Origin of the sequence: Klebsiella pneumoniae, from assembly GCF_000742135.1 — a bacterium.
Taxonomy (GTDB): Bacteria; Pseudomonadota; Gammaproteobacteria; order Enterobacterales; family Enterobacteriaceae; genus Klebsiella; species Klebsiella pneumoniae.
This window is the reverse complement of the sequence record NZ_KN046818.1, coordinates 1,844,505-1,864,286: the sequence shown is the minus strand read 5'-3', so window position 1 is coordinate 1,864,286 and position 19,782 is coordinate 1,844,505. Positions and strand designations below refer to the sequence as shown.

The 19,782-nt window shown below is 58.0% G+C and carries 24 protein-coding genes and 1 pseudogene; 14 read left to right on the top strand and 11 right to left on the bottom strand.

Annotation, left to right across the window (positions count from 1 at the left end; genetic code table 11):
* Positions 1 to 105 precede the first annotated feature (105 nt).
* Positions 106 to 606 carry a YbaK/prolyl-tRNA synthetase associated domain-containing protein gene (locus DR88_RS16490; RefSeq protein ID WP_004892876.1) on the top strand — a complete coding sequence of 167 codons (501 nt, stop codon included), beginning with the start codon at positions 106 to 108 and terminating at the stop codon, positions 604 to 606.
* A 116-nt stretch (positions 607 to 722) separates the two neighbouring features.
* Positions 723 to 1,169, top strand: coding sequence for a DUF441 domain-containing protein (locus DR88_RS16495; RefSeq protein ID WP_002901080.1), 447 nt, complete (start codon positions 723 to 725; stop codon positions 1,167 to 1,169).
* Here DR88_RS16495 and DR88_RS16500 read toward each other — a convergent pair.
* Positions 1,153 to 1,947 (bottom strand): AraC family transcriptional regulator, encoded by a 795-nt coding sequence (locus tag DR88_RS16500; protein ID WP_004224197.1) that lies wholly within the window; start codon positions 1,945 to 1,947, stop codon positions 1,153 to 1,155. The genes DR88_RS16495 and DR88_RS16500 overlap by 17 nt on opposite strands.
* A gap of 107 nt (positions 1,948 to 2,054) precedes the next feature.
* Here DR88_RS16500 and DR88_RS16505 point away from each other — a divergent pair, with 107 nt between their 5' ends.
* Complete coding sequence (locus tag DR88_RS16505) at positions 2,055 to 3,230, top strand: CynX/NimT family MFS transporter (protein ID WP_020324105.1); 1,176 nt, start codon at positions 2,055 to 2,057, stop codon at positions 3,228 to 3,230.
* Between the two features lie 31 nt (positions 3,231 to 3,261).
* Here the strand turns inward: DR88_RS16505 and DR88_RS16510 are convergent, their stop codons facing one another.
* Positions 3,262 to 3,954 (bottom strand): CTP synthase C-terminal region-related (seleno)protein, encoded by a 693-nt coding sequence (locus DR88_RS16510; RefSeq protein WP_025861467.1) that lies wholly within the window; start codon positions 3,952 to 3,954, stop codon positions 3,262 to 3,264.
* A 145-nt stretch (positions 3,955 to 4,099) separates the two neighbouring features.
* On the opposite strand from DR88_RS16510, the gene DR88_RS16515 reads away from it, so the two are divergent.
* Entirely contained in the window at positions 4,100 to 4,609 is a 510-nt protein-coding gene (locus DR88_RS16515) for a 2-thiouracil desulfurase family protein (RefSeq protein ID WP_004190885.1), read from the top strand.
* Positions 4,596 to 4,952 carry a DUF488 domain-containing protein gene (locus DR88_RS16520; protein WP_025861464.1) on the top strand — a complete coding sequence of 119 codons (357 nt, stop codon included), beginning with the start codon at positions 4,596 to 4,598 and terminating at the stop codon, positions 4,950 to 4,952. The genes DR88_RS16515 and DR88_RS16520 overlap by 14 nt, the downstream gene beginning before the upstream one ends.
* Here the strand turns inward: DR88_RS16520 and DR88_RS16525 are convergent.
* Positions 4,942 to 5,181 (bottom strand): putative hemolysin, encoded by a 240-nt coding sequence (locus tag DR88_RS16525; protein ID WP_004176548.1) that lies wholly within the window; start codon positions 5,179 to 5,181, stop codon positions 4,942 to 4,944. The two genes, DR88_RS16520 and DR88_RS16525, sit on opposite strands and share 11 nt — an antisense overlap.
* A gap of 300 nt (positions 5,182 to 5,481) precedes the next feature.
* Here DR88_RS16525 and DR88_RS16530 point away from each other — a divergent pair, with 300 nt between their 5' ends.
* The 4 genes from DR88_RS16530 (at position 5,482) to DR88_RS29755 (ending at position 6,974) form a co-directional block, all read left to right on the top strand.
* On the top strand, positions 5,482 to 6,495 hold the full coding sequence (locus DR88_RS16530; protein ID WP_004176549.1) for a sensor domain-containing diguanylate cyclase: 1,014 nt from the start codon (positions 5,482 to 5,484) through the stop codon (positions 6,493 to 6,495).
* A gap of 57 nt (positions 6,496 to 6,552) precedes the next feature.
* On the top strand, positions 6,553 to 6,654 hold the full coding sequence (locus tag DR88_RS29765; protein WP_004150782.1) for a YoaK family small membrane protein: 102 nt from the start codon (positions 6,553 to 6,555) through the stop codon (positions 6,652 to 6,654).
* On the top strand, positions 6,654 to 6,728 hold the full coding sequence (gene yoaJ / locus DR88_RS31735; protein WP_004213093.1) for a protein YoaJ: 75 nt from the start codon (positions 6,654 to 6,656) through the stop codon (positions 6,726 to 6,728). Before DR88_RS29765 ends, yoaJ begins: the two co-directional genes overlap by 1 nt.
* 117 nt (positions 6,729 to 6,845) lie before the next feature.
* Positions 6,846 to 6,974 carry a hypothetical protein gene (locus DR88_RS29755; RefSeq protein ID WP_004148039.1) on the top strand — a complete coding sequence of 43 codons (129 nt, stop codon included), beginning with the start codon at positions 6,846 to 6,848 and terminating at the stop codon, positions 6,972 to 6,974.
* A 59-nt stretch (positions 6,975 to 7,033) separates the two neighbouring features.
* Here the strand turns inward: DR88_RS29755 and DR88_RS16540 are convergent, their stop codons facing one another.
* The 4 genes from DR88_RS16540 to fraE all read right to left on the bottom strand — a co-directional run bounded on the left by DR88_RS16540 (position 7,034) and on the right by fraE (position 10,775).
* On the bottom strand, positions 7,034 to 7,297 hold the full coding sequence (locus DR88_RS16540) for a DUF2534 family protein (RefSeq protein ID WP_004140489.1): 264 nt from the start codon (positions 7,295 to 7,297) through the stop codon (positions 7,034 to 7,036).
* A 130-nt stretch (positions 7,298 to 7,427) separates the two neighbouring features.
* Positions 7,428 to 8,066 carry a leucine efflux protein LeuE gene (gene leuE, locus DR88_RS16545; protein ID WP_004150783.1) on the bottom strand — a complete coding sequence of 213 codons (639 nt, stop codon included), beginning with the start codon at positions 8,064 to 8,066 and terminating at the stop codon, positions 7,428 to 7,430.
* Positions 8,067 to 8,155: 89 nt separating this feature from the next.
* Complete coding sequence (lpxP, locus tag DR88_RS16550; protein ID WP_004148038.1) at positions 8,156 to 9,070, bottom strand: kdo(2)-lipid IV(A) palmitoleoyltransferase; 915 nt, start codon at positions 9,068 to 9,070, stop codon at positions 8,156 to 8,158.
* 661 nt (positions 9,071 to 9,731) lie between these two features.
* Entirely contained in the window at positions 9,732 to 10,775 is a 1,044-nt protein-coding gene (gene fraE / locus DR88_RS16555; RefSeq protein ID WP_004892909.1) for a fructose-asparagine asparaginase, read from the bottom strand.
* Positions 10,776 to 11,077: 302 nt separating this feature from the next.
* On the opposite strand from fraE, the gene DR88_RS16560 reads away from it, so the two are divergent.
* Together DR88_RS16560 and DR88_RS16565 are read left to right on the top strand one after the other, a co-directional pair.
* A complete protein-coding gene (locus DR88_RS16560) occupies positions 11,078 to 12,286 on the top strand; it encodes an HD-GYP domain-containing protein (protein WP_004140494.1) in 1,209 nt (402 codons plus the stop codon).
* 73 nt (positions 12,287 to 12,359) lie between these two features.
* Complete coding sequence (locus tag DR88_RS16565; protein ID WP_004148034.1) at positions 12,360 to 14,144, top strand: sensor domain-containing diguanylate cyclase; 1,785 nt, start codon at positions 12,360 to 12,362, stop codon at positions 14,142 to 14,144.
* Positions 14,145 to 14,150: 6 nt separating this feature from the next.
* On the opposite strand, the gene DR88_RS16570 is transcribed toward DR88_RS16565, so the two are convergent.
* Complete coding sequence (locus DR88_RS16570) at positions 14,151 to 15,041, bottom strand: LysR substrate-binding domain-containing protein (RefSeq protein WP_004150788.1); 891 nt, start codon at positions 15,039 to 15,041, stop codon at positions 14,151 to 14,153.
* 120 nt (positions 15,042 to 15,161) lie between these two features.
* On the opposite strand from DR88_RS16570, the pseudogene DR88_RS0125510 reads away from it, so the two are divergent.
* Together DR88_RS0125510 and DR88_RS30545 are read left to right on the top strand one after the other, a co-directional pair.
* Positions 15,162 to 16,669, top strand: a pseudogene (locus tag DR88_RS0125510) (UbiD family decarboxylase).
* Between the two features lie 33 nt (positions 16,670 to 16,702).
* Complete coding sequence (locus tag DR88_RS30545; protein WP_020804938.1) at positions 16,703 to 16,867, top strand: hypothetical protein; 165 nt, start codon at positions 16,703 to 16,705, stop codon at positions 16,865 to 16,867.
* Positions 16,868 to 16,979: 112 nt separating this feature from the next.
* On the opposite strand, the gene DR88_RS16580 is transcribed toward DR88_RS30545, so the two are convergent.
* From DR88_RS16580 to DR88_RS16585, 3 genes are all read right to left on the bottom strand, one after another.
* A complete protein-coding gene (locus tag DR88_RS16580; protein ID WP_004150790.1) occupies positions 16,980 to 17,666 on the bottom strand; it encodes a KPN_01159 family EAL domain c-di-GMP phosphodiesterase in 687 nt (228 codons plus the stop codon).
* A gap of 397 nt (positions 17,667 to 18,063) precedes the next feature.
* Positions 18,064 to 18,243, bottom strand: coding sequence for a hypothetical protein (locus tag DR88_RS0125505; protein ID WP_004140501.1), 180 nt, complete (start codon positions 18,241 to 18,243; stop codon positions 18,064 to 18,066).
* A gap of 39 nt (positions 18,244 to 18,282) precedes the next feature.
* The gene (locus DR88_RS16585) at positions 18,283 to 18,915 is read right to left on the bottom strand and encodes an ECs1377 family protein (protein WP_004150791.1); all 633 of its coding nucleotides are present in this window, start codon (positions 18,913 to 18,915) and stop codon (positions 18,283 to 18,285) included.
* 566 nt (positions 18,916 to 19,481) lie between these two features.
* Between DR88_RS16585 and DR88_RS16590 the strand changes: the two genes are divergently transcribed.
* Complete coding sequence (locus DR88_RS16590) at positions 19,482 to 19,679, top strand: hypothetical protein (protein ID WP_004140506.1); 198 nt, start codon at positions 19,482 to 19,484, stop codon at positions 19,677 to 19,679.
* Positions 19,680 to 19,782 lie beyond the last annotated feature (103 nt).

Below are 19,782 nucleotides of genomic sequence, written 5' to 3'. Positions count from 1 at the left end.
AGCACTGTGAAGTAATAATGAGCGAATGGTGAATTTCCCTGCCCACCGTTGGCAGGCCGGCGCAACAGCGCTAAGCTGGCTGCTTTATGATGTCAGGAGGACGCTATGCTTGAAGCAGTAGAAGGTAATATCCACCAGCGGCTGTGCGCGCTGCTCGACGAGCACCGGGCCCGCTACCGGGTGATGGCGCACGAGGCGGTCGGTCAGTGCGAAGCCGTCTCGGCAATCCGCGGCACCGCGCTTGGCCAGGGCGCGAAAGCGTTAGTCTGTAAAGTGAAAGGAAACGGCGTCAACCAGCATGTGCTGGCGATCCTCGCCGCCGATCGGCAGGCCGACCTCGCCAGCCTGGCCCGGCATATCGGCGGCAGCAAAGCCTCGCTGGCCAGCCCGGCGGAGGTGGATGCCCTCACCGCCTGCGTGTTCGGCGCCATTCCCCCCTTCAGTTTCCATCCGGCGCTGCGGCTGGTGGCGGACCCGCTGCTGTTTGAACGCTTTCCACAAATCGCCTTTAACGCCGGGCGCCTGGACCGGTCGATCATTCTCGACACCGAAGACTATTTACATATCGCCCGACCAGAGATCGCGACCTTTCGCCGTCTTAGCTAACCGGGCATCCGCCCAGATTTCCGCCGCATGGCGTAAAAATCCTGTTTATTCACGCCACGATGCGTAGAGTAAGCGGGATATTTTTGGCATTCTTATTTTGGCAAGGACCTCTGTACATGTTTGATACCACCCTGTTGATCCTGCTGGGTCTGGCGGCGCTCGGCTTTATCAGTCATAACACCACCGTGGCGATCTCCATCCTCGTGCTGATTATCGTGCGCGTCACGCCGCTGAACGCCTTCTTTCCCTGGGTTGAGAAACAGGGACTGACAGTCGGGATCATTATTCTGACCATCGGCGTGATGGCGCCTATCGCCAGCGGCACGCTGCCGCCCTCGACGCTGATCCACTCCTTTATGAACTGGAAATCGCTGCTGGCGATTGCGGTCGGGGTGTTTGTTTCGTGGCTCGGCGGGCGCGGCGTCTCCCTGATGGGCTCCCAGCCGCATCTGGTGGCCGGGCTGCTGGTCGGTACAGTACTCGGCGTCGCCCTGTTTCGCGGCGTCCCGGTCGGGCCGCTGATTGCCGCCGGGATCATCTCATTGTTTATTGGGAAGTCGTAGCCAGGCTACCGTGATAGCGGCCCGGTGTCTGCCCGAGCCCTTTTTTAAACATGGTGATGAAGGCGGTGGTGGAATCGTAGCCCAGCGCCTGAGCCGTCTGCTGCACCGTCTGCCCGCGGATCAGCAGCTGCAGCGCGAGGATCAGCTGCAGCTGATGGCGCCAGCGGCGAAAGCTCAGCCCCGTTTCGCGCACTACCAGGCGGGCCAGATTCCGCTCGCTCATCGCAAACACCGCCGCCCACTGGCTCAGGGTCTGCCAGCGCGCCGGATCCTCAGCCATCATCGTCACCATTTGACGAATTTTCGGGTGGTTTGATACCGGCAGCTGCAGGTGCTCCTGCGGCTGGCGGGGCAGCTCATCAAACAGAACCTGCACCAGCCGGGCCGTGGCGGGGGCGGCCAGCGACTCTCCGCCGCGCTCCGCCAGAGTAAGGATCAGCTCTCGCACCAGCGGGGAAATCTTTAACGTACAGCAGCGATCCGGCATCGGCGCGGCGCCCGGCTCGATGAACAGGAAGCATACCTGGGCGCCGGGGGTAGCGCGGTTACTGTGGGACAGCTGCCCCGGAACCCACACCGCATACTGCGGCGGCACCATCCACATTGCGTTCTCCACCTCGCAGGTCAAGGCGCCGTGCAGGGCAAGGATCAGCTGCCCCTTACGGTGGGAATGCGCCGGAATAAACTGCTCCGCCTCCACCACCCGGATACGAAAGGCAATGGCCGATTCGTGGCCACTGTCCGGTTCATAGCCATCCAGCCCCAGTCCAATCATCATATTGTCCGATATTAGCGATAATCTATCATTTTAGCTTGATTTAAACGAGGGACAAAGCCGCTATCGTAACCCCCCTCGTTAGTTACCTTGAGAATGATATGTCTTCTGTGATCTCCTCTACCGGCCGCCGCCCCGCGCTGCTGATTGCCGGTATCCTGCTCATCGCCACCACCCTGCGCGTGGTCTTTACCGGCGCGGCGCCGCTGCTGGACGCGATTCGTAGCGACTATGGCCTGACCACCGCGCAGACCGGGCTGCTCACTACCCTGCCGCTGCTGGCCTTTGGCCTTGTCTCGCCGCTGGCGGCAGGGGTTGCCCGCCGGTTCGGTATGGAACGCAGCCTGCTGCTGGCGATGCTGCTGATCTGCGCCGGCATTGCCCTGCGCTCCCTGCCCTCCGCTGCGCTGCTGTTTATCGGCACGGCGGTAATCGGCTGCGGCATTGCGCTGGGTAACGTGCTGCTGCCCGGGCTGATTAAACGGGATTTCTCGCAACATGTCGCGCGGATGACCGGCGCCTATTCTCTGACGATGGGCGGCGCGGCGGCGCTTGGTTCGGCGCTGGTGGTCCCCGTGGCGATGGCCGGATTCGGCTGGCGCGGGGCGCTGCTGCTGCTGATGGTCTTCCCGCTACTGGCGCTCCTCAGCTGGCTGCCGCAGTCCCGGCGCCGGGCGGAGACGCCATTGACCGGCTCAGGCGCTATGCATAACCGGGGGATCTGGCGGTCGGCGCTGGCCTGGCAGGTGACGCTGTTCCTCGGCATCAACTCGCTGGTCTATTACGTGATTATCGGCTGGCTGCCGTCGATTCTGCAGAGTATGGGCTATAGCGAAGCGCAGGCCGGCTCGCTGCATGGTCTGCTGCAGCTGGCGACCGCCGCGCCCGGCCTGGCGATACCGCTGATCCTGCATCGGCTGCGCGACCAGCGCGGGATCGCGGTGCTGGTCGCCCTGATGTGCGCCATCAGCGCCGCCGGGCTGTGGCTGTTGCCTGAGCTGGCGATCGGCTGGACGCTGCTGTTCGGCTTTGGCTCCGGAGCCACCATGATCCTCGGCCTGACGTTTATCGGCCTGCGCGCCAGCTCGGCGCATCAGGCCGCGGCGCTGTCAGGGATGGCGCAGAGCGTCGGCTATCTGCTGGCCGCCTGCGGGCCGCCGCTGATGGGCAGGATCCATGATGCCAATGGCGACTGGCATATTCCGCTGCTGGCGGTGGCGCTGATTTCGCTGGTGATGGCGGTCTGCGGCGCGCTCGCCGGACGTGACCGGGAAATTCACCCCTGAAGATGACCGGCAGCGCCCGCTGCCGGTGGAATTATTGTGCCGCGGCGCGGAGAAACGCCTGCACCAGCGGCGCGGGACGCCCGTCCAGCGCGTGACGCTCATGCTGGAACAAGGTGGCGACAAAAAACGGGTGCGTCACCAGCTCGACGGCGCGGATCTCACCCTCTTCATCCCAGCCGGTGACGCGCAGATCGCCCTGCTCCAGCTCCGCCGCAAACGCGCTGCTCACGCCGTACCGGCAGTGGTAGCCCTCTTCAATGCTCTCCCGGCCATAGGCGCGGGCAATCAGCGTATTCGCCCGCAGCTCGACGACGGCAGAGGTCTCCACCAGCGAGCAGCTGAGGGGAGCGATCACCATCCACCCTTCGCTGTCGGTTTCCGCATGTCCGGCGTCCTGCCAGCCGAGCACGTTGCGGGCGTATTCAATCACCGCGTGCTGAAAGCCGCCGCAGGTGCCGAGGAAAGGAATGCTGTTTTCCCGGGCATAGCGGATCGCGGTAAACGCGCCTTCCGGGTGACGATACGGGCTGCCGGGAACGACCCAGATGGCATCGTACTCCGCCAGCGCCTCGCCGGAGGCGATCGACGGGGTGGCGAGCCAGTCATATTTCACCGGCTGCTCCAGCACGGCGGCGGCATCGTCTATCGCCAGGGGAATGGCCTGATGGGCAACAATATCGGGGTGATAATCGCCGACAAGGGCGAGGCGTAAAGGAGTTTTCATAGCAGGTTCCTTATGTCTGGACGAGACGGACAGCACAAGGCACGTCAGAATAGCGATCCCGCCTGTGGAACACAATCCTTATTTTCACCCCACCGCCGTGGCCGACGGGTGAGGTATACTGGAAAAAGCGCGTAAGGGAGAGAGAATGAAAAATAAGCTTTTGGTCAGCGCCTGCCTGATGGGATTCCAGGTGCGGTATAACGGTAGCGAGAAGGCACAGCTGGCGGCGACGCTGTCCCGCTGGCAGCAGGCGGGGCGGCTGGTGATCCACTGCCCGGAGCTGGCGGCCGGTCTGCCTACGCCCCGACTGCCGGCGGAGATCCTCGGCGGCACCGGCGGCGATGTGCTTGCCGGACGGGCGCGGATCGTGGAAAGCGACGGCCGCGACGTCACCGGACATTATCAGCTGGCCGCCTGGCTGGCGCTCAGCGCCGCCCGGGAAGCGGGCTGTCAGGCAGCGTTACTCACCGACGGCAGCCCTACCTGCGGCAGCCAGTATGTCTATGACGGTTCCTTTCGCGGACGGCGCAAAGCGGGCGCCGGCGTGGCCGCCGACCTACTCCGCGCCCACGGCATCACGGTATTTTCCGACGGGCAAATCCCGCAGTTGCTCGCCTGGATGGCACAGAAGGAGCAGGATGATGATTCAGTGTAAACGGGTGTATGACCCGCAGGAAAGCAGCGACGGCTATCGGGTGCTGGTCGACCGTCTCTGGCCGCGGGGGATTAAAAAAGAGGCGCTGGCCTGTGATGAGTGGTGTAAGGAGTTAACGCCTTCCGCTGAGCTGCGCAAAGCCTTTCACGGCGAGGCGATCGATTTCGCCCACTTCAGCCAGCGCTATCGTCAGGAGCTCGACGCCCATCGCGAAACGGGCCTGCGGCTGGCGGCGCTGGCGCAACGCCAGCCGCTGACGCTGCTGTACACTGCGAAGAACACCGAGCAGAATCATGCCCGGGTGCTGGCCGCCTGGCTGGCGGCCCTGCCGGTTACGATTTAGCCGGATGATCCCGGCGCCACAGCGCCCACTCGTCGAGGGTTTCGCCGCTGGGTAGTTTGCACTGGGTGCTGACGCCCTGCGGCGTTTGCACCGGCACCCGGGTGCCGCCGGATTGCTGACAGTATACCGCCGCGGGGTTGGGCATGCCGATGGTTTTCGTCGGCGCAGTGGGCTGCGGCTGGGCACAGCCGGCTAATACCAGTGGCAGAATAGCCAGTAGCTTTTTCATTGTTCCTCCCTTTCCTGAATGCCCGGGGATTTTAGCCTGAATCTCCACGTTTTCTCCATCTTGCCTGCACTTTTCCCCCGTAGAGTAGCCCTGTTCTCGAACTGACCAGAGAACAGATCATTCCATAATCAATGAGTTTTTCCCCGTCGCCCCCGACGGGGCTTTTTTTCCCACCGCGTGGACAAGTATTCCCCAGACAGATGTGATAAATTTAAAAATATCACTGTTTATTTGACGCTGATGTCCGTTTGCAGCCCAATATGCTGGGGTGACGTTTGGCGTGCTGGAGCTGTATTATTCATGTCAGATTTTATTCTTGCCCGGGTGTCGCAAACCCTCGCTGCGGAACAGTCCCTGGAAACCCTGGTGCGCCAGCTGCTGGAGATGCTGGAGGCGGTGACGCGAATGGAGTCCACCTACCTCACCCGCATTGATACCAACGCCCAGCGGCAGCAGATCATGTTCGCCCACAACAGCAGCGAAATGCAGATCCCGGAAGGATTTTCCGTCCCCTGGGATGAATCCCTGTGCAAACGCGCCCTTGAGGATCAGTGTACGTTTAGCAATGACGTTGCCAACCGCTGGCACTCCTGCATCGCCGCCCAGGAGCTGGGCATCGCCACCTTTTTAAGCATTCCCGTCCGCCTGGCCGACGGATCTCTGTTCGGCACCCTCTGCGCCACCAGCCGGCAACAACAGCCTTATAACCTCGAAGGCGAACAGGTCATGGGCCTGTTCGCGAAGCTCATTTCCCACTACGTGGAAAAAGACACCCTGGTGCAACAGCTGCAGGCGGCAAACGTCGCGCTGGAGCTGCACTCGTCGACCGATGAGCTCACCCAGCTTCCTAATCGCCGCGCGCTGTTTAAGCAGCTGGCGTTACGCTTTGCCTCCGCCCGTGCCCAGCAGCAGCAGGTCTCGCTTATTTTTATCGATCTCGATGGTTTCAAAGCCATTAACGATCGGTTCGGCCATCCGTGCGGCGACAGCTTTCTGGTGCAGGTCGGCAAACGACTCACCGCTGTCGCGCGCCGGGAAGATATCGTTGGCCGCCTTGGCGGCGATGAGTTTTTGATCGTCGGTAGCGCCCAGCAGCCTGCCGCACAGCAGGCGTATGTCACGTCCCTGCGTCAGGCTCTGTGCGGCGTCTACTTCCTCGGCGAACAGCGTATCGACTATGAGGGCGCCAGCTTCGGGGTGGTCACCTGCGATCCGCAGAGTATCGATGTTGAAGCGGCCTTACGCGCTGCCGATGAGGCGATGTACCAGGATAAGAAGTCCCGCCGCCAGGAGAATTTCATTCATATTGACTAAAGTACCGCGATATCCAGTATCATGCAGGGCATCATTCGTGGGTACAGGGACACAATCATGAAATTGGGTATTCTTTTCCCGGTGGCGATCTTTATCATCGCCGTCGTCTTTCTCGGCTGGTTTTTTGTCGGCGGCTATGCGGCGCCGGGTGGGGCATAATGAAAAAAAGCACCATTATCATGCTGGTCGTCGCCATCGTGGCGGTGGCCGGCACCCAGTTTGGCTGGTGGTGATCGCCGCGGCGATATTGCGGAGTTATCCTATCCCATCAATAAGTTAACCCTTTACACTCACGTTATCCGCCGCGGCATTCTCGGCCCCGGGGAATAAGAATAGCGGGAGAAGTAAGGATGAAAAAACCGATCGTGTTACCGTTGATTATTGCGCTGTGCACGCTGTTATCGGGATGCATTATTGACGATGGATATCACCCCCATCGCCACCACCACCACCATCATCACTATCATGACGACGACTAATGCTTCACGCTGTTGATAAGCCGATAAGGCAGGGCGAACCGCGGTTCGCCCGTTGACGCTTAATCCTGACGATCGGCGCCGAGGAAAATAAAGCCGAGGGGGATAGCGAAGAGCGCGGTAAAGACAATGCTGTAAACCGTCACCATCGCCCCCTGCAGGAAGAACATGGACGTCGTCCACTCTGAGTACGGCATATTGTACTCGCTCACCACGCCCCCGAAGGTCGCCCGCCCCACTACCGCCAGCGCGATAGCAAACACCACCGCGAGCGACAGACAGTATTTTTTGCAGTTTTTATTGCTGAGGAGTTTTTGCAGAATCATCGGGGCTTCCTTTTTGCTGAGCGATAAACGGCTGTATATGTAACACCAATGCAATAAAAAATGAAGGGTTTTTGTTACAGGGCAGAATAAGAGACGGCGGGCCGGTCAGCGGGTAACCGGCCCGTGGGGATCAGGACTGCAGGGTAGCCAGGCGCGCGGCGAACCCGACGAAAACCAGACCAATCAGGCTGTTGCCAAGTTTAGCCAGCTTCTTGCGGGTTTTGACGTAGCGGGTGACAAACGAGCCGGAGAGGATCAAAAAGCTCATATAGCAGAAGCTAATCACCTCGAGGGTCAGCGCCAGGATAAAGAACGCCACGCCGGGGGTTTTGGCGTTGACATCGATAAACTGCACGAAAAACGACACATAGAACAGAATCGCTTTCGGATTGGTCAGGCTCAGGGTCAGGGAGCGCTTAAGGATCGCGCTCGCCGGCTCCGCGCTGGCGTCGGACTGGCCGTCGCGCTGGGTCAGCACCGCATAGAGCATTTTGCCCCCGAGCCACAGCAGGTAAATTGCCCCGAGGTAGCGCACGACGTTAAACAACACCGGCGTGGTTTTAATCAGCGTCGCCACCCCGGCGAAGGCCAGAAACATCAGCACTGCGTCGCCAATAAAGACGCCCGCCGCCGCCAGATAGCCTTTCTTCACCCCGTGGGCAATGCCCGTTTTCAGCACGAAAAACGTATTAGGGCCAGGAACGAGGATGATAAACACCGCCCCGACCAGATAGGTTAAATAATTCAGAACACCAAACTCAGCGAACACTCTGCACTCCTTCGCGCACGACTAAAACATGATCCGGCTCACGTTACCCCAACTGTCGGGATTTTGAAAGCGCAGCCTGTGCGGGAAGGTTAATAGACGGAAGGTTCGCCCAGCGGGCGGGTTTTAAAACGACGGTGTACCCACAGATACTGCTCGGGAGCGCGCAGGATCTCGCGCTCAATAACCTTGTTGATATAGCCGGCGGCGATCTGCTTATCCTCACCCGGATAGTCATTCATCACCTCGCTGATATGCAGGCTATAGCCCCGGCGATCCAGCTTACGTACCATGCTGATGCTCAACATTTTCGCGCCCGATAAGCGGGACAGGACATAGGTGCCGTTGGTGGTCGCCGCCTGCGGGACGGAGAAAAAAGGTGCAAAGACGCTGCCCTTGGGACCGTAATCCTGATCGGGCGCGAACCACACCGCTTCACCGGATTTTAAGGCATGCACCAGACCGGTCAGGTTGTTGCGATCGATCATCGCTTTGTTCGAACGCAGGCGACCGCGGGTTTGCACCCACTCCATCAGCGGGCTGTTGTGCGGCCGGTAGGTGGCCATCATTGGCCGACACAGCCCCATCGCGCGGCCGCCCAGCTCCAGCGACATAAAGTGCACGCCGACGACCATTACCCCTTTCCCACCGCTAAGCGCGTGATTAAGGTTGGCGAACCCCTCGACATCAAACCATTTTTTGACCCGCTCGTCGCTCCAGAACCAGGCCATGCCGGTTTCGATAAGCCCCATTCCCAGCGACATAAAGTTTTGATCGATCAGCGTCTCGCGCGCCGCTGGCGACATGTCCGGGAAGCAGAGTTCGATATTACGCCGGGCGATATGTTCGCGGCGTTTAAGAAAGCGACGGGAAAGGCGACCAGCGCTGGTGCCGATAAAATGCAGCAGCGGATAAGGCAGTTGCACGATTAACCAGAGGATGCCGAGCCCGAACCAGGTCAGCCAGTTACGCGGGTGTAAAAGTTGTTTATTAAATACGCAGGCCATGATTTTTCCTGTAAACATTAATTATGTGGTAACGCTTAAGGAAAACAGAATCCATTTATCATCATTAGGCGGTACGTACAGCAAGTTCGACAATACTAATCCGCTGAAATTCCCTCCGGCAAGTAAAAAACAGCAAGCTGACAAAAAAACATAATTGCGGCACATATGTTACTAAATGTAAACTTAAATCTTGAACCACGCTTAATATATTCATCATGCATATCATTTTCACGCTAATCATCAGCGTTACTAACGAAAACAACCGAAAGCTGCCGCAGTGTGGCCCTGGCCGCCGGTGGCAGGCGTCCGCTGAGCCGCGCGATCGGCGGCCTGACCGCGTTGGGATGCATCGTAGTCTGTCAAAGCGAGTATTAAACGCGTCCCACTGCGAAATGCATCTTTTTTAATCCGTCAGCATAAGAAAGATTAAAACGACTTTAAGACAACAATTAAGAATAGACTTATTTAAACCTGCTTTTAAAATAAGCGCGGTGCATTGAAATACTGTGCCCGCCGGACAATAAAAAATATTTCTTTACGCCTCGTGGGAAACACAGGTGGAGTGAATGATGGGCAATCATTCGCCATCGATTTGCATGGAAGCCAGGTCATTGAGAAGAAAGCACGGCGAGGGTGTGAACACCGCCCTCGCCGCAGAGGATCAGTAGGTATGGAAATATTGCTGAATCAGCTGCGGATCTTTAGTCTGCGTCAGCGCGGTCATCAGCAGTATACGCGCTTTTGCCGGGTTGAGGGAGTCGGCCACCAGCCCGGGCTGGCTGTCATCCGGCGGTACGACGCCGCTGCCGGTACGGGAGGCTCGCACCACCACGATGCCCGCCTGCTGCGCTTTTTTGATACCGGCGGCGCTACGTACCGACACCGACCCCGCCCCGGTTCCGGCGTAGATAATACCCTCGGCATGATGAGCGATCGCCGCATCGTACATATACTCCGGATCGTCCTGGTAACCATAAATAATCACCACCTTCGGCAGAACCTTCAGCTGACGCACATCGAACACCGAGCGCAGCGTGTGAATTTTATCCACCCGCGTCTCGAACTGGGGTTTTCCGCCCACCACAACACCAAGATAGCCCTCCTCGGGCGCCCGGAAGGTATCCAGCGAAGTGGCATTAGTTTTGGTGACAAAGCGCGCCGCGCCGATGCGGTCGTTAAGCACCACCATTACCCCGCGTCCCCGGGCATCAGGATCGGCGGCGACCGTGACCGCTTCCAGCAGGTTCATCGGCCCGTCGGCGCTGATCGCCGTCGCCGGGCGCATCGCCGCGGTAAAGACCACCGGCTTGTTGCTTTTCACCGTCAGATTGAGGAAATACGGGGTTTCATCCAGCGTGTCCGTGCCATGGGTGATCACCACGCCATCGACATCGTCCCGGGCCAATAGCGCATTTACCCGCTTCGAGAGCTGGAGAATAATATCGCTGGTCATATTCTCACTGCCAATATTCGCCACCTGCTCGCCCTCGACGTGAGCGATTTTACTCATTTCCGGCACGGCGTTAATCAGCGTCTGCACCCCAAGCGCCCCGGCTTTATAGCCGGTTGTTTGGGTATTGCTGGCCGCCGAACCAGCAATCGTTCCGCCGGTGGCTAAAATAACAATATGCGGAAGACGCGTCTCGCTAAACGCCAGGCTGCTCATCGTCAATAACGCAATGGCAAGTAATGCTCTAAAATTCATACAGGTCACTCCCTTCATAGACATTAATCAAACTTACGCTTGCTTAATGCAAAGGGCTTGCCAGAATTCATTTCTTTTCTGGGGGGGAAATGGTTAACTATCAGACAATAATAAGGTTCTTAGGACGATATCGCCCAACTCTGGTGCACCACTGGATCTGAAACGGGCAGAGCTATGAACCAAAACATTCTGAGGATTTACCTGTTCAGCAACACACAACACGCATTGCGATCAGATTATCGACACTTCCGTCACCGGCGAGAGCATTTTTGCCCGCCAGGTCACGCGAACGGAGAACAGAGATGCGTATTGCCCTGAAGTCGGCCCTGATGCTGACCACCAGAGTCATCCAGATCATTAACCCTGAACTGCACCGGCATATGCAACGAACGGCCTTAATCGCCCTGACGCTGGCGCAAAGGCTGGAACTGCCTGACGAACGGCAGCAGACCATTTTTTGCGCCGCGCTGCTGCACGATATCGGCGTGCTGGGGGATAAACGCACCATTCATTCGCTGGATGCTATCGATAATATCCACGACCCGCATCAGCGCCAGGGTGTGGCGATGCTGGAGGGATTAGCGACCTTCCAGCCCATCGTTCCCTTTATTCGCGATCACCATTTTAGCCCGAACCACCGGGGCTCCCGCGAACAGCACATTGTCTATTTCGCTGATGCCTTTGAACGGCTGCTGCCGGCCGATAGCCACGTTGCCGCCTGGCCCACGCGGGCGGTGGTGGAACAGTTCGTCGCTTTGCATCGGGAGATCGATCCGCCGCTCTGCGATATCCTGTGCGAGGTCGCTGAAAATGCGAACTTCTGGCAGCACCTTCACCCCGGCCATATTCAGCGGCTGCTGGAGATTATTGGCCCCATCAACACGCGCTATCTGGATATTCACGGTCTGAAGGATGTCTGCCTGCTGATTGCCAAAATCGTCGACACCTACAGCAGCTTTACCGCCACCCATAGCATCATGGTGGGGGAAATCGCCCGCCAGCTTGCCCGCTGGATGCAGCTGCCGGAGCCCACCTGTCAGCAAATACAGATAGCCGGCTATCTACACGATATTGGCAAGGTCTATATCCCACTCTCCATTCTCGAAAAAGAGGGCGAGCTGGATGATGAGGAGCTGAGTCAGGTGCGGGAGCACAGCTACATGACCGGCGAACTTCTCAGCGACTATAGCGAGCTCGGCGACATCATTAACTGGGCCTCGAATCATCATGAAAAAATGGACGGCAGCGGCTACCCTCTGCATCTCGAAAAGGAGCACCTGACCCTCGCCGACCGGATTATCTCCATCGCCGATATTTTCACCGCGCTGACCGAAGATCGCCCTTATCGTAAAGGGATGGCCTGGCAGGAAGCCTTACAGATTATGGAAGCGGATGTTATAAATGGCGCTCTGGATAGCGATGTCTTCCTCGTTTTGCGCCACCATGCGGAAACGCTACACGCCATCATTCTTCAGACCCTTGCCCCTCTGCATAGCGAGCGCCGCCTCTGAAGCGGGCCGCCGTCGTGGCGGGGGCGGAGTTCTATAATCAAAACAGCTTCATCTGCATGCAAGGAAATTCACGGTGAGAATCGCCACCATCACTAACTGGGCTTACGGGATCACCGTTGGCCTGACGCTGGCTTCCGGGAGCGCTATGCTCATGGCCTCCAGCGCCGACCGCGTCGAACGCCAGGCGGTACAGCAGCGCCAGGTCTTTGATACGCTCTCCGACGAGGTGGAAAACGACGCCTGGGCGCTGTCTGACCTCGCCCGGCTGTACGTGATAAAGCCTTCACCGGAGACGCTTACGCAATATCAGCAGCTGCAGCAGACCGACAAGAGCATAGAGCAGCGGCTGGGCGGCCTGAAAGATAACGGCGCCAGCCGCGAGGAGCTGGCGCTGCTCCAGGATGGCCTGCGGATCGCCGATGAGCTACAGGATGAACAGCAGGCGGCCCTGGCGCATGTCGCTCGCGGCGATGCGCCAGCGGCCATCGCGGTGCTGTACGGCACCGCGTACGAGACCGAACTGGAGCGCATGCAGACGCAGATCGATCGCTTCCGCCAGATGCTTGAGCATCGCGCCGCCGTCGCTATCGACCAGGCCACCGAGCGCTCGCGGATCTGGCGTACGCTGTCGGAAATCATGGTCGGCCTGACCGCCCTGATGTTTTTGTTCGTCCTCGGCTTCATTCTCAAACGCCGGGTGCTCTACCCGGTGGTTCGCCTGAGCGACGTGGTCCAGCGTCTCGCCTCCCAGGATTATGCGGTAGAGACGCCGCACTTTACCCAGGTGGATGAGATTGGTGACATGGCTCAGGCGATCCGCATTTTTCGCGAGAACGGCCTGGCCCGTCAGCGGCTGGAGCAGCAGCGCGACGCCGACTGGGCGATCCGCGAGCTGCTGGCGCGTATGACTCAGCGGCTGCAGGGCTGTGAAACCATTGAGGATGTGATTAAGGTGGCGGAGCGGTTTGCGCCGAATATCGCCCCGACGATCCCCGGTAAACTGTATGTTCTGGATACCGACCCCTGGCAGATGCGCTGCGTAGCGCAGTGGCTGTCGCCCGCCGGTGAGACGACGCCCTTTTCTCCCGACGACTGCTGGGCGATACGGCGGGGACTCAGCCATCCGCCGGTGCAGGGCGAGCCCGATATCACCTGCTATCATCTGCCGGAGACGCACGCCGGCCAGTCGCTCTGCGTACCGCTCATCGCCCAGGGCGAAGCCATTGGCCTGCTGACCTTCCAGAACGTCACCGCCGGTGACGCTCCTTCCCGGGCCTATCTCGAGCTGATGGCGGAAGCGTTGGGCCTGGCGCTGGCCAATCAGCGTTTGCGCAGCGCCCTGCTGGAAAAAGCGCTGTTCGATTCCCTGACCGGCCTGCGTAACCGCCATCATCTTGACGAAGCGCTGCATTCGCAGATGGCGCTGGCGGTCCATACCCATACTCCGCTGAGCTGTCTGATGATCGACATCGATCATTTTAAAACCATCAATGATCGCTATGGCCATGAGGCTGGGGATCTGGTGATTAAGAGCGTTGCGACCATTGTGCAGCGCGCGGTGCGCGATATCGGCATGGCTTTCCGCTACGGGGGCGAGGAGTTTTTAGTGCTGCTCCCCGGGATTGACGAAGCCGGGGCGCACCAGTGCGCCAGCGAGATCTACACCCAGGTGCGCAATATGACGCTGCGTGATGGTCTGACCGAGATAGGCCAGGTGGATGTGTCGATTGGCATCGCCAGCTACCCGCAGCACACCCAAAGCGATAGTCTGCTGCGCGCGGCGGATGCCGCGCTGTACCGGGCGAAAGAGCTGGGCCGTTCAAGGATTGTCAGCTTTGTCCGCCTGAAGACCAGCTAACCGGGACTATCGCTCAGCGGTATTAAGCAGCGAGATAACTTTCCTTACCACTGCCGAACGAATATGGCGGTGGTAAACCATGCTCAGCTCACTCTCCGCCAGCCGATCCTGGAGATCGATATACACCACGTTATCAAGGCGTAAGGCCCGCGCCGAGAGCGGAACCAACGCCACTCCCACCCCGGCGGAGACCAGGCTAATCATCGAGGTAACGTCGTTAATCCGCTGCGCCACCTGCGGCGTAAAGCCCGCGACGCGACAGGCATCCATAAAAACCTGCTCCAGTCCGGTGCCCTGCGGATCGTCAAGCGAGATCCAGTTGTCAGTGCGCAATGAGGCCAGATTAAGCGCGCCCACGCCGGCCAGCGGATGCTGTTGATAGAGCGCCAGGCAGAGCTTTTCACGTACAAACGGCCTGACCACCAGCGCGTCCGGCGGCGAGGCCAGCGGCGCGCGGATGATGGCGATATCCAGACGCAGATCCAACAGCGCTTCGTAGAGCATTTGCACATCCCCCTGCACCAGCGACAGCTCAATCCCCGGCCAGTCGGCGCGCAGCCGGCGCAGGAGCCCCGGCAGTTTACTGTCGTACATCGCGCTGGAGACATACCCCAAATGCAGCCTCCCCTGCTCGCCCCGCGCGGTGCGCTGGGCGTCCAGCACCGCCTGATCGGCCATTTCCAGCGCCAGCCGCGTCTTGTGTAAAAAGGCCTCGCCCGCGGCGGTCAGAGTCAGACGGCGGTTAGCGCGGGAAAAGAGCACCACGCCCAGGCGCTGCTCAAGCTGCTTAATCTGCTGACTGAGGGCGGGCTGGGCGATATGTAACCGCTCCGCCGCCCGGTGCATATGCAACTCTTCGGCAACGACCACAAAATGGCGTAACGCTCGCAAGGACATGGTCGGACTCCTCCCTACAAATTGATAAGAAAAAGCTTATCAATAAAGCATAAATGATGCAATTGATAACCATTAGCCTGCGAAGCATACTGTGCGCATCGATACGCTAAGGAGAACATCATGACCGCACCGATTCAGGATCTGCGCGACGCCATCGCGCTGCTGCAACAGCATGACAATCAGTATCTCGAAACCGATCATCCGGTTGACCCTAACGCCGAGCTGGCCGGTGTTTATCGCCATATCGGCGCGGGCGGCACCGTGAAGCGCCCCACTCGCATCGGGCCGGCGATGATGTTTAACAATATTAAGGGTTATCCACACTCGCGCATTCTGGTGGGTATGCACGCCAGCCGCCAGCGGGCCGCGCTGCTGCTGGGCTGCGAAGCCTCGCAGCTGGCCCTTGAAGTGGGTAAGGCGGTGAAAAAACCGGTCGCGCCGGTGGTCGTCCCGGCCAGCAGCGCCCCCTGCCAGGAACAGATCTTTCTGGCCGACGATCCGGATTTTGATTTGCGCACCCTGCTTCCGGCCCCACCAACACCCCTATCGACGCCGGCCCCTTCTTCTGCCTGGGCCTGGCGCTGGCCAGCGATCCCGACGACGCCTCGCTGACCGACGTCACCATCCACCGCTTGTGCGTTCAGGGCCGGGATGAGCTGTCGATGTTTCTTGCCGCCGGCCGCCATATCGAAGTGTTTCGCCAGAAGGCCGAGGCCGCCGGCAAACCGCTGCCGATAACCATCAATATGGGTCTCGATCCGGCCATCTATATTGGCGCCTGCTTCGAAGCCCCTACCACGCCGTTCGGCTATAACGAGCTGGGCGTCGCCGGCGCGCTGCGTCAACGTCCGGTGGAGCTGGTTCAGGGCGTCAGCGTCCCGGAGAAAGCCATCGCCCGCGCCGAGATCGTTATCGAAGGTGAGCTGTTGCCCGGCGTGCGCGTCAGAGAGGATCAGCACACCAATAGCGGCCACGCGATGCCGGAATTTCCTGGCTACTGCGGCGGCGCTAATCCGTCGCTGCCGGTAATCAAAGTCAAAGCAGTGACCATGCGAAACAATGCGATTCTGCAGACCCTGGTGGGACCGGGGGAAGAGCATACCACCCTCGCCGGCCTGCCAACGGAAGCCAGTATCTGGAATGCCGTCGAGGCCGCCATTCCGGGCTTTTTACAAAATGTCTACGCCCACACCGCGGGTGGCGGTAAGTTCCTCGGGATCCTGCAGGTGAAAAAACGTCAACCCGCCGATGAAGGCCGGCAGGGACAGGCCGCGCTGCTGGCGCTGGCGACCTATTCCGAGCTAAAAAATATTATTCTGGTTGATGAAGATGTCGACATCTTTGACAGCGACGATATCCTGTGGGCGATGACCACCCGCATGCAGGGGGACGTCAGCATTACGACAATCCCCGGCATTCGCGGTCACCAGCTGGATCCGTCCCAGACGCCGGAATACAGCCCGTCGATCCGTGGAAATGGCATCAGCTGCAAGACCATTTTTGACTGCACGGTCCCCTGGGCGCTGAAATCGCACTTTGAGCGCGCGCCGTTTGCCGACGTCGATCCGCGCCCGTTTGCACCGGAGTATTTCGCCCGGCTGGAAAAAAACCAGGGTAGCGCAAAATAAGCAATAGCCGCCGGTAAACGGCGGCATTTTTCCATGCCGCGCGATCCTGAGCGGATGGCGCAGGCAGGATTAATTGATCGCAGCGGCGAGATCTTTTTTCACCAGCTCGCGCAGCTCAGAAATCAGCACCTGGCTTACGTCGAAATGGCGATCGGGGCGTTACGCATGGGGGTATTTACAGGGAATGATCCTTCATAAAAAAGAGAGGCGCTTATCACTGCGCTAATAAAGACTATCTGTAGCAAAGGGGGTATTTAAAACTGGATAATAAAAGAATAGCAGGTAACCGAAACCAGCCCCCGGTCGACCCTCAACCGCAAAGAAAAATATATTCTTCCTTCCAGTAGCGGCCCTGACCTATGATGTCCCCGGCAGAAGTGATTAACCGTTTTTGCTTTTCGGTTTCGATACCCTCAACGATCACATGGCCGGTCAGGGTATGAATAGACTGCAACAGACCGGGCAAAGCGGGGTCGTTTTCTTTATCCCAGAAGTAATCCTTATCCACTTTGACGCAATCGAAGCGGAATCTCTCCAGCAGCGGGAAGGAGGTTCGCCCGCGACCAAAATCATCCAGCCAGACCGGACAAAGCGCCGCCAGCGTGCTTAGCGCCGTCAGCTCGCGGCCGGCGATAAACTCATGAAAATTCTCATTTATCTCCAAAGCAATATGCTTACACGAGCGCAGAAAATCGCAGAGATAGCGGTCCGTCAGAATAAAATGGCTTAATAAATCATCGATATTGAGCGAGATCGGCTTATTATCGACCAGGGAAAAATCAAATACGGAAAGCAACTCGATTTGTCGGGTAAATAGTGCAAGCTTATCGCTTTCGGTAAGCGTGGAGAAAGAAAACGCGGGCGCTGAGGCGTTATTTCGTGCGGGTGCTATAATATCTTTAGTGAGCAATTCCCACGAGTGGCAGCTGCCATCATCGCTAATAGCGGGCTCCAGTACGAAGCGATAGGAGGTATTTTTCGCGTTTTCTTCAACCATTTAAAAAATACCAAAAATAAGAAAGGGTTAAAGCATGTCATATATTTCCCGCCAACAAAAATAGTTTAAAATGATCGATAAGAAACATTCGATAGCTAAAAACTATCAACATATAATTTATTGATCGGTAAAGTGAATTAATATAAATTAGCCACCGCTGTCGCATGCGTTTAGACAACAATTAAAATATTGTTTCAAACCAGCCAGTTACATGACAAGCCCCATCCAGTCGTAGCCACATTACGCTTTTCCCCGGCGGCAAAAAAAAGCGTGGTGTAATAAAAATCAAAAATACAAGCCGCCAGTTTTCGTCCTCTCGTATGCCAAAAGATGAATAATCTCTGGCCCAACGCAACCGCTTGCCAATAATAAAAACGCTGCCCCGGTCAACGAAACGTCATACTTTACCGCTACCTTGCTGGCAGAACAGGCGCAGCGGATAAAGGGCAGTGAAAAGAAAATACATGGTTCCACTGGCGCTAATGCTCCTCATGCTCATCGCCAGCGCATGGCTGGAACCGGCCCCGCGGCCTGTCGCCAGAGGGCTGTGCGTCTGGTTCGACGGGGCAATGGTCAACTGTCTGCAGAGGCAACGGCTGGGCGAAAGGTTGCCGACTCACTCGCTGGCCAGGCGGTAAACGGGCACTCGTCGGGTGGTATTGAACAAATTGTCGCTGACCTCCACCTCCGTCGTGACAATCGCCATACCGGACCGGCGCAACTGCGCGATGTCCGCCGCCACTCGCTGACTGCCGAACCAGAACAGGGCGTCGAGAGCGGTGACCGGCAGGCCGGCGTTCAGCGCCTGGCGGAGCCGCTCCCGGGCCGGCTTTATCTCCCGGGCAATCTGCTGGTACGGGGCCGCCGTCAGCCCCGTTGCATCGACGCGACGAATGCGGTTTGCCAGGCGGTAATGAAAGGCTTCCGGTACAGCCTGTAAATCCTGTTTCAAACTATAGACGCAGCCGTAACGTTTGCCGTTGAAAACGGCGGCTTTACGGCTAAGCTGCAACGTCTCGCGAACATCGGCGATTAGCTGCGGCGCGCGCACCAGCAGCAGGCGAAAAGGCAGCTCGAAGCTGGTGACATAGTCGACGTTCAGTAACGCAATGCGCAGGCGCTCCTCTGCCCCGGCCCGCAGCTGACGACACTCCAGGTATACTTCGCGCCACTGCTCCCGGAGCCGTGGCGTCTCACCGGCTTCGGTAAACTGGTATTTTTCAATATCGTAATCAATTCTCCCGGCCACCGCGCATTCCTTTCTGAATCAGTCCGCGGGTTATATTATCATCCTCCGACGCCGTCCCCTATGCCCAACGCCGCTGTCGTTGTCGATTATTTACGATAAAGATAACGGGTGATGATCACATCAAGAACAAACAGCAGGAAGATAACGCTGCTTAACCATAATAAGCCTGCGAATAAATCAAGTAATTGCATCGTTGTTCCCTCGCCGTTGGCCCTAAAAAAGACGCTCCATCACCATAAAGTAGTTAACAACCACCTTAACAGCCACAGAATAAAATTATTTAGCACGATGCCATCCCGAGCCCGGACAGATTCATTTTATTGTCATTAATTTGTCATCAAAAAATGTCTATCATCAACCGGCGCCGCAGGGTCATCTCTGCCGTCATGGTATGGCGGACAACGCGTCGCCACGCGGTTTAACAACACGGAATAACCTCGCCCTACCTCATTCTTACTGTCATTGCATAATTTTATATCAGGCACGTTTGTCATCCTGCTGAATAATCCGTAAAAGCGCCGTAAGCAATAAAACCCCTGCAGATTGGTTTACCATGGAGAAATAAGATGCCTAGCGAAAAAGCCCGCAGCCTTGACCATTTCTATGAATTACTGGCGACAGGACAACACCCGAAGATTGAGCTCGATTTTGATGTCGCCGCGGACGATTTTTTTAAAATCGCCACCGAGTTTGGCGATATTGGCGCGAGGATCACCCGGGTTAACGAACGATTTATTATTAAGATCAAGCCACCGAAGGCATAAACACCCGGCCCGAGTCGTTGCAGCAGATCACCGGTTTGTGCGCATCCCTCTCGGTCATCCCTGACCGGACGGCGCGACGCGCCGGCAAATCCTCACCTGCCGG